The 15,116-nt window shown below is 42.5% G+C and carries 12 protein-coding genes; 4 read left to right on the forward strand and 8 right to left on the reverse strand.

What is annotated here, in order from left to right; all coding sequences use genetic code 11:
* Window positions 1-117: 117 nt before the first annotated feature.
* Entirely contained in the window at window positions 118-1,134 is a 1,017-nt protein-coding gene (locus tag AR383_RS04925) for a DUF2955 domain-containing protein (RefSeq protein WP_055732132.1), read from the reverse strand.
* Window positions 1,124-2,188, reverse strand: coding sequence for an HlyD family secretion protein (locus AR383_RS04930; protein ID WP_055732133.1), 1,065 nt, complete (start codon window positions 2,186-2,188; stop codon window positions 1,124-1,126). The genes AR383_RS04925 and AR383_RS04930 overlap by 11 nt, the downstream gene beginning before the upstream one ends.
* Before the next feature lie 470 nt (window positions 2,189-2,658).
* Between AR383_RS04930 and AR383_RS04935 the strand changes: the two genes are divergently transcribed.
* The gene (locus AR383_RS04935; RefSeq protein WP_055732134.1) at window positions 2,659-4,350 is read left to right on the forward strand and encodes a sensor domain-containing diguanylate cyclase; all 1,692 of its coding nucleotides are present in this window, start codon (window positions 2,659-2,661) and stop codon (window positions 4,348-4,350) included.
* A 390-nt stretch (window positions 4,351-4,740) separates the two neighbouring features.
* Here AR383_RS04935 and AR383_RS04945 read toward each other — a convergent pair whose 3' ends face one another.
* Together AR383_RS04945 and ppiC are read right to left on the reverse strand one after the other, a co-directional pair.
* Window positions 4,741-5,025, reverse strand: coding sequence for a hypothetical protein (locus AR383_RS04945; protein ID WP_055732136.1), 285 nt, complete (start codon window positions 5,023-5,025; stop codon window positions 4,741-4,743).
* A gap of 401 nt (window positions 5,026-5,426) precedes the next feature.
* A complete protein-coding gene (ppiC, locus tag AR383_RS04950; protein ID WP_055732137.1) occupies window positions 5,427-5,705 on the reverse strand; it encodes a peptidylprolyl isomerase PpiC in 279 nt (92 codons plus the stop codon).
* A gap of 288 nt (window positions 5,706-5,993) precedes the next feature.
* On the opposite strand from ppiC, the gene AR383_RS04955 reads away from it, so the two are divergent.
* From AR383_RS04955 to AR383_RS04965, 3 genes are read left to right on the forward strand one after another with little or no spacing between them, the layout of a single operon-like run.
* A complete protein-coding gene (locus AR383_RS04955; protein WP_188407308.1) occupies window positions 5,994-6,614 on the forward strand; it encodes a YjbF family lipoprotein in 621 nt (206 codons plus the stop codon).
* Between the two features lie 33 nt (window positions 6,615-6,647).
* On the forward strand, window positions 6,648-7,502 hold the full coding sequence (locus AR383_RS04960) for a capsule biosynthesis GfcC family protein (protein ID WP_055732139.1): 855 nt from the start codon (window positions 6,648-6,650) through the stop codon (window positions 7,500-7,502).
* Window positions 7,495-9,636 carry a YjbH domain-containing protein gene (locus AR383_RS04965; protein WP_055732140.1) on the forward strand — a complete coding sequence of 714 codons (2,142 nt, stop codon included), beginning with the start codon at window positions 7,495-7,497 and terminating at the stop codon, window positions 9,634-9,636. Before AR383_RS04960 ends, AR383_RS04965 begins: the two co-directional genes overlap by 8 nt.
* A gap of 108 nt (window positions 9,637-9,744) precedes the next feature.
* Here AR383_RS04965 and AR383_RS04970 read toward each other — a convergent pair whose 3' ends face one another.
* The 4 genes from AR383_RS04970 to AR383_RS04985 all read right to left on the reverse strand — a co-directional run bounded on the left by AR383_RS04970 (window position 9,745) and on the right by AR383_RS04985 (window position 15,116).
* Window positions 9,745-10,911 carry a nucleotide sugar dehydrogenase gene (locus AR383_RS04970; RefSeq protein WP_055732141.1) on the reverse strand — a complete coding sequence of 389 codons (1,167 nt, stop codon included), beginning with the start codon at window positions 10,909-10,911 and terminating at the stop codon, window positions 9,745-9,747.
* A gap of 304 nt (window positions 10,912-11,215) precedes the next feature.
* On the reverse strand, window positions 11,216-12,289 hold the full coding sequence (gene rfbB, locus AR383_RS04975; RefSeq protein WP_055732142.1) for a dTDP-glucose 4,6-dehydratase: 1,074 nt from the start codon (window positions 12,287-12,289) through the stop codon (window positions 11,216-11,218).
* 189 nt (window positions 12,290-12,478) lie between these two features.
* Window positions 12,479-14,395 carry an acyltransferase family protein gene (locus tag AR383_RS04980; RefSeq protein ID WP_055732143.1) on the reverse strand — a complete coding sequence of 639 codons (1,917 nt, stop codon included), beginning with the start codon at window positions 14,393-14,395 and terminating at the stop codon, window positions 12,479-12,481.
* The gene (locus tag AR383_RS04985; RefSeq protein WP_188407307.1) at window positions 14,382-15,116 is read right to left on the reverse strand and encodes a WecB/TagA/CpsF family glycosyltransferase; all 735 of its coding nucleotides are present in this window, start codon (window positions 15,114-15,116) and stop codon (window positions 14,382-14,384) included. Before AR383_RS04985 ends, AR383_RS04980 begins: the two co-directional genes overlap by 14 nt.

Consider the following 15,116-nt stretch of genomic DNA (forward strand, 5'->3'; position numbering starts at 1 on the left):
TAAACTGCAAAATAGCAAAAGCATTCGCTTCAAAGAATGTTTGCTAGAAAAATGTGGGGATAGCGACTCAGCCCGCTTTATAAAATCTAAGGAACAGACTGATACCTTACGGAGCACTTAAACGGACTCACTTTCACTGTGCGACTCGACTGGACTGGGGTGACTGGTCAAGTTTAACAGCAAGACCGCAATCAGCACCGCAATGGATATAGAAACCAAACGCATGAACTGTGCAGAGAAAGAATCCGCCCCCTGATGAGAAATTACTTGGTAAGTTAATATGGTGAAGTTATTAAACAACAGCTGGTATACGTCCATACGACAACCACGGCGGATCCCATAACAGGCTAATTGCAAACCACAAAACAAGCTCACACCTAGCAATAACCAATGAGAAACGCCAAACACCACTAACAACATACAAGGTAAGGTGAATAAAATACCGACGGCCGTTGTCACCAAACGATTTCGACCAAAGGTTTGGTGGTCGCTCACCAAGGGACTTCTTATCATATTACCAATGGTGATCGCGATAAGCATGGTCTGAGAGCTACCAATGCCCATTAAAGCGACTAAGACCAGACACAGTGCCGTTGCCTTAAAGGCAATCAAACCAAGATGATGTTCTGGCGCCTTATCTGTTGATTCGGCGGGTAAAATATCCTTTTGCTCACCGGGGAACAGCATAAACGCCAAATAAGTGACCACAATGGCAATGATAAATTTATTGAACATTAACCAAGGTAAACCACTGGTGGATAGGCCCATCTGCTTGGTCATCACCACCATGATAATGATAACAACTAAGCTTAACGAAGAGAGGATATCTTTAGGGTTTCGATGGCTACGGTAATAACTCCAAAACAAAATAGACCAACAAAACAAGGCAAATCCACTTGGCGAGTCAACTAAAGCCTTACCCAAGGCCACAATGCCAAAACAAATAAACAGCAAAGTGACCAATACAATCAGTAATAAATTTAAAGGCGGCCGCGACGGCATAATGGTAAGAAAAATCACCACAAATACCGGCGCTAACATCTGTAGCGGAACACCACTATAGAGTTGATAAAACAACAATAATATTGGTGCAAAAACCAGCCGAATGACTGGATTAGCAGGGCTACGAAACATAAGTCCAAATACTTAAGATATACATCCAAAGTGAAGCTAAAAGCTCACCCAAAGTGCTTTGTTCGGTATAGAAGGCAACGGTAGCCTGAGAACCGTAACGGACGTTTTGCGGGACTTGGTCATTAGCAAAGGCGATATTCACCGCATAACGTTGCGCGCTCAAAGATTTATTGTCGGCCACCAAAAAGCCAGTATTTTGATCCATGTTATTACTACCACCAGTCCCCCAACCGATGCTTTCTACGTAGCCCAGCAATACACGTCCTGGCAAGGCATCCATCACCACTTTTACTTTTTGCCCCACTTTAATATGTTCGATGGAGTTTTCACGAACCATCGACGAGATCCACACCTCACGCGGATCAATAAAGGTCAGCATCGGCGAACCGGCGTTAGCTTTTTGCCCCACGGTGAGTTGCAGATTGGTGACTATGCCTTTGGATGGGGCCAATACCTGGGTTTTCTGCAGATCTAACTCGGCTTTTTCTAAGTTAGCCATTGCCGCCAATATTTGCGGGTTATCTTGCCCTTTGGGACCTAAGCTTTGTTTGGCTTGAGCCAATGAGGCTTCGGCAGCATCCAGCGCGGCTTCGGCTCGGTCTCGCCCTTCAATAGCATTATCCAACTCAGAGCGGCTCAATACCCCTTTTTTGGCTAACTCGCTGATTCGAGAAGCCTGTTCAACGGCATTATTACGTGCGGCTAAAGCTTCCACTACTTTGGCTTGTGCCACTTCCACTGCGGCAGTGCTGGCGCCAATATTTTGCCCGGCAATGGCTAAGTTTGCTTGGGCCGAACGCACTTGAATTTGATAATTTCGTGGGTCAATTTTGAATAGTACGTCGCCTGCTTCAACCACTTGGTTATTGCTTACATTCACTTCAGTGACGTTACCAGTAACCTCGGGAGCAATCCGCACCAGATAAGAATGTACCCGCGCATTGCCGGTCATTGGCGTCACTCGGTCGGCCCAAAGGCTATACAGCCAAACTACCAACACTATACCAATAACAATAAAACTTAACTTTCTAGAGGACTGCTCCGATTTAGACATCTTCTGTTTCTCTTCCTACTCGACAATTATCGGGCTGTTTAGTGTTTACTAACCAGCCATTCCCTAACTTTTCACTGAAGCGTCTATTCAGTACGCGATTAGGCAAACTCATCATCAGGCTAGCTAGGCTGCTGAATCCCTAATGTTAGTAAGGCAATTCTATTTAGCAATGAAACGCTTAGCAAGCCGCAATTAGCGCACTGCTTAAATGCTCAATCAGCCACATTCCAGCATAGCCTAACGATCCTAGGCTCAAACAGAAACATAGCTAAGATTAACCTAGACAAAACTTGTTTAGCCTTCGCTATAAGTTAGCCAGAGTTGATTTAAAAGTACATTTTTAGGAAAACTGCACCCAATTAATACCAATATGAACTTAAAAGCTCATGCCTAACTTTTATTTTCTCGCAGGCTATGGTTAATATTGACCTTTCTTAATACAAATTACTGATGTTTTGTTGAGGCCTTTTTTGAGTCATTTCCGTTTATTGATACTCAGCCTGCTGGTGATTGGCGAATTGGCTATTTCAGCTAGCTTCGCTCAAGAAACATTCACCTACCAGGTAGATTATTTACAAGAAGCTCCCCAGCAAGCTATATCTCTAACAACGGCAAGAGCCATGTTTGAACGCGGAGAAGCTAAAGGCTCTGATTCTGGCTTACTGTCATTTGGCGTAGGAAGCCCTGCTGTATGGGTCAGGATTAAGGTGAACAATCCAACAGATCAGTTAATTCACAAGCGCCTCACCACCAGTGTAACTTGGGTCAATTACCTAGACCTATATCAAGTGCAGGCTAACGGCCATGTAACACTGCGCTCTAGCGGGGATGCTTTAGCGCGAACCCAAGAATTATTACCCGGTATTGGCATCGTATTTAATGTGCAACTCCCAGTGGGCGAAAGCGAATTTTATATTCGCGCCCAAGCCCACGACCCCATCGTTTTGCCTCTTCAGTTTCTGTCGCTGGAAGACGTCGCCGATAGCGATATTTCAAGCGGCATGTTATACGGCATTCTTTACGGTATCTTGCTGACTTTATTAGGGTATAACTTAATTCTACATCGCTCTTTAAAACAAGCGAATTTCGTCTTTTATGCCATCTATATTGGTAGCTTTATCGTCTTGAATACCGGCTACAATGGTTATCTTTTTGCTTGGGTACATCCCAATTACCCACTGCTACAAAATTACTTTACCCTTAATATTATGGTGCTGCATAGCGTCTTGGGTCTGGTTTTCTCACTGAGCTTCTTAGATGTAAAACGCCATCGTCCTAAGTGTTTTAAGCTGGTCTTACTCTATATTGGGCTGGGTATCCTATCCATATTGGTTGCTACAGTATTGCAGTGGCATTTACTGGCCGCATTGGTTGCTTTTTCTTACCTCAGCTTGTCTACTGTAGTGATGGTTGCTCTAGGCCTGCTACATTTATCTCTAGTAGCAAAAGCACAGCATTTTGTACTGGCGGTGAGTGCGAGTATGTTAGGCTTATTTACGACGGCAGCCACCAGCGCGGGGCTTATTCCATTTACTTATGTTGGCTATCACGCGGCAGAGTTTGGCGTCTTGCTGGAGGCCATGGTGCTGGCCTATATTTTGTCAGTAGCTTTAAAAGTAAAGGAAAGTGCCAGATTAAAAGCGGAATATCTCGCCGCCTATGACCCTCTCACTAATTTATTAAACCGTCGCTCATTTTTTAGCTTGGCATCGCAAAAAATTGAACAACATAAGGCAGAGGGTGTGCCTTTATCCTTAGTGGTAATGGATCTGGATCATTTCAAAAAGGTAAATGATGCCTATGGCCATCATGTGGGTGATGAAGCACTGAAACATGTCGCAAACATATTGCAAAACAATACCCGCAAAGATGACTTAGTTGGCCGTTTTGGAGGCGAAGAAATCGTGATCCTGTTACCCAAAGATGATTGTCAACAAGCCAGTCTTTTCACCGAGCGCCTTCGAAAAAGCTTGGAAAAAACACCTTTTGCCAGCGGTGGTATGCAGGTATATATCACCGCCAGTTTCGGTGTCGTTGAGCTAGCAGGAAAAATGGCTTTGGATGAACTCATTAAAGAAGCCGACACCCTGCTCTATCAAGCTAAGAAAAATGGCAGGAACCAAGTGGCCAGCGCGACTTTCTCAGAAGTCTCTCTCGCTTAGCGTGAATCTTTCATACTAGCAATGGTTAGCTTATGGCGCGGGTAAATGCGGTTTACTATAAGGCGCTAAATGGTCAACCATAAAGCTAGCCAACAAACCTTCCTCATGTTAACAAGACACTTCGATTTAGCTAATGAAGCGGGTTGCTACATTTAGCCCTATTTGCTGCTCGGCAACAGGCGGAAATAAAAGGCCCAAGTGAGACGCCGTGTTGGGTAGTTTTAAACACGCGAAATATCGGGATATTTTATCATCTTGATTTCTAAGATATATAAACAAAATCAAAGTGCCGCCCCAAAGCGCCATGGTAAGAAAGTTGCTAATACCTATCATATTCAAGCCACTTTCCATGGCTTGTAATAGTACCAAAGCTAAGACATGCCAATAGTTTTACCAAAGCCACCATCGGTGGTTTAGCCCAGCTAACACCGATGCCAAAATGGTGACCAATAGAAACGACTCGCCGTAAGAAGACTTTGCCGAGTTAAATTTCGACATCATAATCAAAGCGGCAAAAACACATAACAAGGATGACAAGATATGAGTGACGACCAACACCTTGTGGAACTTAATCAGTTTTTCAGCTGTTCTCACCTCGGCATCACCGAAACCTTTAATGGTGTAACCGGGGCCAATATCAACCTTGTTGATTACATCAACAGCTGCGTTAATCACTGCATATCCGCCAGAGGCGGGGTCGTAGGTGATGCTACCGTTACCAATTAAGGAAGCCGCTTAAGATGGGATTATCATGCCAAATACACCCACTTTATTTTTGGCTCGACGCTCCTGAACCGCGCAGCCAGCACCAATGGGGCCTTGTGAGACAAATAAAATCACCGCTGTCGCTATGCACTCTCATTAATTCAAGCGTGGTGCGGCGCGAGTCATCAATGTTTTCCGCTACAGGCATACGTGAGATTAGCTTAATTAAGGCAATTAAAGATGGGGAGAGTTAGGCAACGCTTATGGCGAAGCAGCCTTCCCTGCTCACGCTATAGCCAGCAGAGATAAACTAAAACGAGGAGTGAGTGATGAGGAGTTCGAGAAGAGTGCTATAGCAAAAACGGTATGACTTAAGTTCTATACAGTACTTTCACCACATGCCAACCAAACTTGGTTTTGACCAGGTGGGGCACTAGCAATTCACCGCTAAAACATACCTTGTCAAATTGAGGCACCATTTGGCCGCGCCTAAACTCACCTAAATCGCCACCTTTCTTCCCCGATGGGCAGCTTGAATATTTCTTGGCTAAGGTTTGAAATTTAGCCCCTTTTTTAAGCTGCTTAATAATGTCTTCAGCTTGCTCTTTATGCTTTACCAATATGTGTAAAGCAGCTGCGGTTCTGGCCATAAGGGTCCTTAATAAAATTGAATAGCGTCCCAGCGAGCTTAAACAAATCTGGGTGCGCCCAATCCAACTATTATAAATAGTTAAACTAAGTCAGTCAGCCCTAAATAAGCCCATAGGCTCGGTTTACCAAGCTGGTAATGAGCAAAATATAAACATCCATCAAGTCACGTAACATCACAGACTTTTAGCCCTCGCCTTCTAATGCTAAGCTAGGGCAGATTATAGCTTTAGGCAACGGACATGCATTTGAGAAAACTGGTAATTTTAGCGAGCCTTTGTAGCTCGCTCATGGCTTGCACCCATGAATACAAAAGCGGTAAAGAGCTGCTTGATATCGCCATTAACGGGCTACCAGATGCCAACTTCACCGAAGAGCAGCGTTTGGCCTTTGACTACGCTGCCATCTATGTGAAATACGGCATTTACCCCAAAACTTATATGGCGCTGGCCAGAGCCGATGGTCAGCAGCGGATTTGGTCATCCACCGATGGCATCACCATCGTCACCCGTAACGGACAAATAATTCGCGCCGATGGCTTACCCTTTGTTAGCAGTGGTGTGCGGTTTGAAGGTGAAGATCCTTTCGAACTAGGACTGCTTTCTGTTAAACCTGAGCAAGTTTATTTCTCAAAGCGCGACTTTGCCTCAGTAGGCCTATTTGGTAGCCAAGCCCAGTCAAGCTTTTCTTTTGGTGAAGTCAGCGAACAGAGTATTGCTGGCAAGCAACGCAAATTACAGCAAGTCACTGAACGGCTATATGTGCCTGATTTAGATTTCAGCGTAGTAAATCACTACTGGGTAGAACAGAATAATAACAAACAATTGGTGTGGCGCAGCGAGCAACAGCTAGGTCCAGACCAACCGCTGATTCGTTTAGAAGGGCTAATGCCTTACTACGAAGATATTTAGTCAGCCATGCTAATTCAAAAGGAAGCTCTTATTATGCGCACGATGCGTAAACTCACCTTGCGCCAGCATGGCGCCTCGCAGTTGTACTCGCTCAAACAGCTGCTGAAATTAACCCCCAGCTTAAGTTTGTTGCTCATCGCCAGTTTAAGCCCAAGCCTTGCTCAAGCCAACACGCAGCCCAACTCAGCAAAACCGCTTAGCATTACATTAATTAAAGCCAATCAGCCAATTCAAACATTAAGCCTTCCCGCCACAGCGAGGCTGAGCGATGCCATCGACCAGTTACATATTGGCGACAAAGATTATTGGCCGGCGATAGCTTGGTTGCGTAAAGGAGTCAGTGAACAGTACCGTGAAAAACATGCAAAGCTGATCAGCCTGATTGATCAACAAATTAAGCAAGATCAGGATGAAGCCAAACAATGGTCTCAACTAAAACAACAGGTACTGAATATTGTGGTTAGCGACCGCATGGTCACCGCGCTGCATCCCGATAGAATTTATGCCAAGCCCACTGAAAATTTTCTGCTGCAAGATGGCGACCGAATAGTATTACCCGTTCGCCCCAATACCGTTGGCATAAAAGGCTTTGTGGAAAGTAAACAGCTGGCCCACCAAACACAAAACGACGTGCTTGATTACTTAAAACAAGTGACGAGCTATGAGCTAGCCGATAACAGCGAAGTTTGGCTAATTCACCCCGACACCCGTGCCGAGCTTATTCCAATTGCCTATTGGAACAAGCAAAGCCGACAATACCTAGCTCCAGGCAGCATCATCTTTGTTCCAGCTAAACAACAACTGTTGAGCGATGAATATCAACAAATTAACCAGCTCTACCTTGAGCTTTTGCAAAACCAATACATAGGATATCGCCAAGGTGAGTAATCAAATCAAAATGCTAAAACTGAAGCCGCTAATCCTTGCCTCGAGTACAATTTTGCCTATGGCCGGTATGGGACTAGCCACTGCGGCTCCTAGCCAGTCTGATTTTGGTGGCGTAGGGCTAATGCAAATGCCCACCGCCCGCATGAGCCCGGAAGGCGAATTTGCCTTTAACCTTAACTACGTGGACCCCTATATTCGCGGCGCAGTATCGGTCACGCCAGTACCTTGGTTTGAAGGGGTGATTCGTTATACTTCAGTAGAAAATCGCTTATATAGCAACTTTCCTGGCTACAGTGGTGACCAAAGTTATAAAGATAAGGGCTTCGATGCTAAATTTCGCCTCTGGCAAGAATCCTACTACATACCGGAAATAGCCCTAGGCTTTCGTGATATAGGTGGTACAGGGATATTTTCTAGCGAGTATTTGGTAGCCAGTAAACGCTGGGGAGAACTGGACTTTACCCTAGGAATGGGTTGGGGCTATATGGCCAATGGTAGCAGCATTAAAAATCCATTTTGTACAGTGACAGATGGAGCTTGTTACCGACCAGGCTGGACTCGAACCGACACCGACCAAGGAGGTAAAGTTGGTTATGAAAACTTCTTTAAAGGTGAACACGTTGGACTATTTGCTGGACTAGAATACCAAACACCTATTGAAGGCCTGCATATAAAACTAGAATACGATCCTAACAACTATCAAAATGAAGCCTTACGTAACAAATTTAATCAAAGTCTGCCGATTAATGTGGGTGCCGTTTATTCTTGGGGAGACTACATAAAACTCAACGTAGGTTACGAGCGCGGCAATACCCTTATGGCCGGTATAACGATTCGCACTAACTACCAAAGCGTACCCAATCAGCTCAAGCTGGATCCCAAGCCAGAAGCACTTCGCCAAGAACCTGCTCAAGCTAGCGATTATAATCCCGATGAGCTGATTGGCGCCTTATCGGAAAATGCTGGCTTAGAAGTTAAAAGTATTACTTTAAAAGAACAACAAATTAATATCGTGGGTGAACAAGTTATCTATCGTGATCGTAGCGAGTCTGACCAACGAATAGCTCGTATCTTACATAACCGTCTACCCGATGAAGTGAGAGAGTTTACTATTGTTGAAAACAAAGCTTCACTGCCGCTTTATCAAACTACGCTGAAACGAGACCCCTTTTTAAAAGAGGCTAGACACGAGCTAACGCCAGGAGAACAAATCGAGTTTGCTTATAGCGCTGCAATAACTAATGAAGACGATTCTAATACGCGCACCGTCAGCAAAACGGAAGTAAAACGTAAGCCCTATAATGTTTCCCTCTATCCTGGCTTAACTCAAAGTTTCGGCAGTCCAGAAACCTTCTATTTTTATGCTCTATCTCTACATTTAGCCGGTGAATACCAGCCCACCGAAAAGCTAAAACTGGACGGTATCCTCTCTTGGACGCTGTTAGATAACTACGATAGATTTAATTATAAGGTTGACCAAACCACTGGGGCGATTCCACGTTCACGTACCTATATTCGTGAATACCTCACCGAAAGTAAAGTGGGTATTTCTAACCTGCAACTTAGCTATTTCGATCACTATGGAAAAAGCCTTTATGCCCAATACTACGGAGGCTATCTAGAATTTATGTACGGCGGCGTGGGTGGAGAGGTGCTATATCGCCCTTTCAATAGTTCATGGGCCTTTGGTGTCGATCTTAACCGCGTAAAACAACGTGACTTTGACCGAAAATTTGGTTTTAGAGACTACGAAGTTACCACCGGTCACGGTTCGCTCTACTGGCAAACGCCTTGGTATAATATCAAGGGTGAAATATCTGTGGGTCAATACCTTTCTGGTGACCGTGGCTTTACCGTTGATTTATCCCGAGAGTTTGATAACGGCACCGTTGCTGGGTTCTTCTTTACCCGCACCAACGTTAGCGCCAAAGACTACGGCGAAGGCAGCTTTAACAAGGGCTTTTACATTAAGATCCCCTTCGACATGATGCTGACTCGCTCCAGTACTCAATATGCATCATTTAGCTGGATTCCCCTGACTCGAGATGGCGGACAAAAACTCAACCGAAAATACAGCTTATATGGCATAACCCACTCCAAGGGTAAAAACAGCGTGGCCAGCCATTATCGTTAAATTAGAGCATGTAACTACAACAATAAAGCCAAGCAAATGCTTGGCTTTATCAATTTAGATGTTTACATTATTACTATCACACAGAGCCCTAAAACCCTAAGGGGTATATTAGTCACTACCAAACAAGTCTCGTGTATACACCTTGTCGGCAACATCCTTGATTTCATCCACCATGCGGTTGGCGATAATCACGTCACAACTAGCTTTAAATTCATTTAGATCCCGTATAACTTGGGAGCGGAAAAACTCTTCTTCTTCCATTACCGGCTCATAAATAACCACTTCAATGCCCTTGGCCTTAATACGCTTCATAATGCCCTGAATACTGGAAGCCCTAAAGTTATCTGAACCCGACTTCATAATTAATCGGTAAACCCCTACCCGCTTAGGATTGCGTTTAACAATCGACTCAGCAATAAAGTCTTTGCGAGTAGTATTGGCATCTACAATCGCGCCAATAATGTTATTAGGCACGTCTTTGTAGTTAGCTAATAATTGCTTAGTATCTTTAGGCAAACAGTAACCGCCATAACCAAATGAGGGGTTGTTGTAGTGAGTACCAATTCGAGGGTCTAAGCCCACCCCTTGAATGATCTGCCGAGAATCTAAACCATGGGTTTCAGCGTAAGTGTCTAATTCATTGAAGTAGGCAACGCGCAGCGCCAAATAAGTGTTGGCGAACAACTTAATTGCTTCTGCTTCCGTTGACTTAGTCAGTAGAACGTCAATATTCTCTTTAACAGCACCTTCAACTAACAAGTTTGCAAAAATTTGAGCGCGTTCCGACTCTTCTCCCACCACTATACGAGAAGGATGAAGGTTGTCGTATAAAGCTCGTCCTTCTCGCAAAAACTCAGGAGAAAAAAGAATGTTATCCACCCCGAATTTTTCACAAACAGATTTGGTATAGCCCACCGGGACGGTGGATTTAATCACCATCACCGCTTCAGGGTTAATCGCCAATACATCCTGAATCACTGCCTCTACAGACTTTGTATTAAAATAATTCGTTTCAGGGTCATAATCGGTCGGCGTAGATATGATCACATAATCCGCCCCCAAATAAGCCTGTTGTTTATCCAGCGTTGCGGTGAAGTTCAGCGCCTTATTACTTAAGAAATCCTCAATTTCTGCATCGACAATTGGTGAACATTTATTGTTCAATAAGTTCACCTTCTCTGGAACAATATCAACAGCTACTACTTCATGATGTTGAGAGAGTAACATCGCGTTTGATAAACCTACGTAGCCAGTCCCGGCAACAGCAATCTTCATTCATATGTCCTTTTCACAATATTTAATCGGTTTTCACTACACTCAGCTGACGGTAGTGAGAAATTTTTATATCAATTCACCCGTATATTTACTGTGTATTTAACCACCATAAAACCAAGGTTTGAAATGCAAAAAAATATAAGAGAACTAAACCAGCGACACAAAGCTAAGCTATATTGTTCCTGAGTTTTCTCTCCCGAAAAGAGGCAATGACAATACCTACACACCAAATTATCAAGAATAAATATTTTTGTGAAGTAATTCACAATACAATTCAAGTTAGTCAATTTTTGGACAATCTACCCTAGCCTAAGCGTTCGAGTTGATAATCTCCACTTAATACATCTTTCCACCATTGTGGATTGGCTAAATACCACTGCACAGTCTTACGAATACCAGATTCGAAACTCTCCTCAGGCTTCCAACCAAGATCGCGTTCTATTTTAGAGGCATCGATAGCATAACGGGCATCATGACCAGGGCGATCTTTAACAAAGGTAATTAAATCAGCAAACTTTTGCTTGCCCAACGCATGCAAATTTGCCTTTGCCTCGGGCGCTAACTCCTCCAGTAATTCACAAATGGTACGAACAACTTCAATATTGGTTTTTTCATTATGCCCACCAATGTTATAAGTTTCGCCAACTACACCTGTTGTCGCTACTTTGTACAAAGCTCGGGCATGGTCTTCAACATACAACCAATCACGAATTTGCAAGCCGTCGCCGTAAACGGGCAAGGCCTTGCCATCAAGTGCATTGAGAATAATGTGCGGAATAAGCTTTTCAGGAAAATGATAAGGACCATAATTATTTGAGCAATTAGTGATAACCACCGGAAGGCCATAGGTACGATGCCATGCTCGAACCAAGTGATCACTAGACGCTTTAGAAGCTGAATATGGGGAACTAGGCGCATAAGGAGTGGACTCCGTGAATAAATCGTCAGTACCTTCCAAATCGCCATATACTTCATCGGTTGAGATATGATGAAACCGAAATACCTCTTTAGCCTCTCCCTCTAAGCCCATCCAATAGTCTCGAGCAGCCTCCAATAAGGAATAAGTGCCAACTATATTAGTCTGAATAAAATCTCTAGGGCCATCGATGGAACGATCCACATGACTCTCTGCTGCAAGGTGCATTACTACCGTAGGTTTAAACTCTGCAAGTGCGTTAGCCATTGCTGATTTGTCGCAGATATTAGCCTGCAAAAACCTATAACGAGCGCTTGAAGCAACACTCTCAACGGAGGCCAAATTACCGGCATAAGTGAGGACATCAACATTTAATACCGCATCATCAGTACTATTAATAATATGGCGCACAACTGCACTACCGATAAATCCGGCACCACCAGTAAGAAGAACTTTAAGCATAGCGAGATATCTCTTTTTTATTTTAGTTCTGTCTCAATTAAAGCTAACAGACAAGCACCTAGATTAATAATGTGCTCTTAGCACGTTCAAGTTGATATTCAAGCAGTTAAGCTTACATATTATCAAATATCCAATTGCTTCTAACAGAAAACTCGGTTCTTCTAGCTAAATATCTAGAATGTTAAACTCCTACCTATGCCTAATAAACAAGCCTTCAAATGCGCTCGTTAACGCCCTGTTGCCAAACTCACTAAGGTGATTATCGTCAAAGTACAAAGGGCGAGAAGACAGTTGAGCGTCACAGTATTCCTCTCCACATAAATAATCCTTGGTGTAAAGGACATCAACGCCGCATTGCTCATGCAATGCGTTTATTGAGTCAATAACCACTCTATTTCTATTTTGATAATCTTCTAAGCTAACAGATGGCATAACGCTGCCAAACGCTAGCGACTTAGCAACAGCCTTAGGAACATTACCGTCAAATTCAGGAGTAGGAGTGACAAAAATGACCCTCCTCTCATTTACTAATCCGCACCAAGTACTATGTAATCCGTTGGCCAATAGTTTCTCTTTAGCTAAAAACTGTTGTTTAGTAAGATTTAGCTTTCGCTCCCCGGCTTCGCCATATAGATAATAAGACCAGCGATTAATCACCATAATAGGAACCTTGGGATAATCGCGCTGAATACGTGAAAGCTCTCTATTAACAAAATCTAAACAAGCTTGGCTGTTTTTACGCCCCAAATCTCCCTGAGAAATGCTAGGACATCCGGCTTTAGCCACAAAAACTAAATGACTAGTATCAGGTAGCGACTGAGCAACAGCAGTAACCATAGCACTGGCGTGACTGTCACCAAACACAATTAAAGCCAACTCTCCTTCAGGGTCTCCGTATATGCAGTGTGGTGAAGCAGCAAGGTTATCAACTAAACATTCAGCCTTCCTAGGCTCTCTATTTAAAGCCTCACTATCAGCCAAGACAACAGCTTTAGAAAAATGAGAATAGGCAGGAAAACCATTTTTAATAAAAGCTAAAGCAGCAAAACCAACACCAAGCGCGCAAACTAGAGCTAAACCAGCTATGTTAATAAACCGAAAGCGTAATGTTCTAAAGTTATTTTCAACAAAATTATATGATACCCAACCTAAAACAATTGAAGCGAAAATACCATTCAATGTTTGCTGAATACTTAACTCACCATAATAGCGAAACATTAGTACATAAATAGGCCAATGCCACAAATAAATTGAATATGAAGACAAACCTAAGATAGAAAGCACTTTATTACTGGCCGGTGTAAAATTATAATTAGCCAATAAGATGACAAATGTAGCGAATGCAGGAATAATTGTAATATTGCTGGGCCATTGAGCGGCTTCACTGACTAGTAATACACTTAAGATCAAGCCAAAAAAACCAACAAAAAACAGTGCCTTTCGAGTTTTAACCGAAAGCTCGGGTTTATATAAAAAAGCGAGGCCCCCTAGGCACATTTCCCATGCTCGTGTGAACAATGAGTAATAGAACCAAGTTTGATAATCGCCCAAAAGCATAAGAAGAAGAGACGTAACCAAAAGAACAAAAACCACGGTGGTTAACATGCTCTTACCAAACAATTTGTTAGCGCTCCACAGCACCAGTGGATAAATCAAATAAAACTGCCATTCTACTGATAAAGACCAAGTATGGAGCAGAACTTTGTTTTTAGAATGAGGATCAAAGTAGCCACTTTCTGAAGAAAAAATTTCATTAGAAGTAAATGATAAAGCACCTACAGCATGCTTTCCTAATTGACGAATTTCAGTAGGAAACGATAGAAAAAAGCTAAATATAAACACAGCGACTATCATTACAAACAATGCAGGAATGATTCGCCTAGCTCTGAAAAATATAAACTCAATGTAGTTGAAGTTATTACTTTTCAACCGAGATACGATGATTTTAGTCATCAAAAATCCGGACACTAAAAAGAAAACATCAACGCCAATAAATCCGCCTTGAACCGAATCAATGCCAAAATGAAAAAAAACGACAGCAAGAACTGAAAAAGCGCGAAGAAAATTAATATCCGACCTAAAATTCTCAGCTTTAATTACGGCCATTGGCAAACCTATCTTTAACTACATAAAACAAAAACTTTGGATATTGGTTCAATAGTCTTTTTAAAACATAGTTTTCAACTGTAATCCGATAAGCCCATCGTAAATTATATTTATTAACCCAATGGGGATAGTAATTAATACTATCTGTAGATTGATAAAGAAAACCACCGCAAGTATATATTCTAGATACTGATTCACAGTTATCAATAACTTCGCGTGAAAAACTTTCTTGCAGCGGTGTACCTAACCCACAAACCACAAACTTAGCATTAGATTTTTTGATATTATCAATTACCGATTGTTTTGAATTTACATGATCAAAATACCCAGAGCTAAAACCGCAGATTTTAAGTTTTGGATAATTTTCTTTGAAGTTTAAAACTGCTTTTTCTATTTCATTTTGTTTTGCGCCAACAAAATAAACTGTATCTTCGGAATGGCTCAACTCGCCGAAAAATGTTTTAGCAAACGATCCGTAATCAAAACTTATTCTTGGCACTTTTATACTTAACAGCATAGAGAAAAAAAAGCTAGAAGTAATTGCATCACTATAAAAATGATCAACTAAATAACCTTCTTCCCTATTTCTAAGTAGCATATAAGAATAGGGATTTACAAAGCTAACGACTCTAGGCTGCCCCTTCTTTCGTTCACGCGTTATGGAAAAAAGGTCATTTTCAATACAAGGGGAGGATTTAATTTTATTTAAAATATAATGCAT

The sequence above is a fragment of the Agarivorans gilvus genome (genome assembly GCF_001420915.1).
In the GTDB taxonomy this organism is placed as follows: domain Bacteria; phylum Pseudomonadota; class Gammaproteobacteria; order Enterobacterales; family Celerinatantimonadaceae; genus Agarivorans; species Agarivorans gilvus.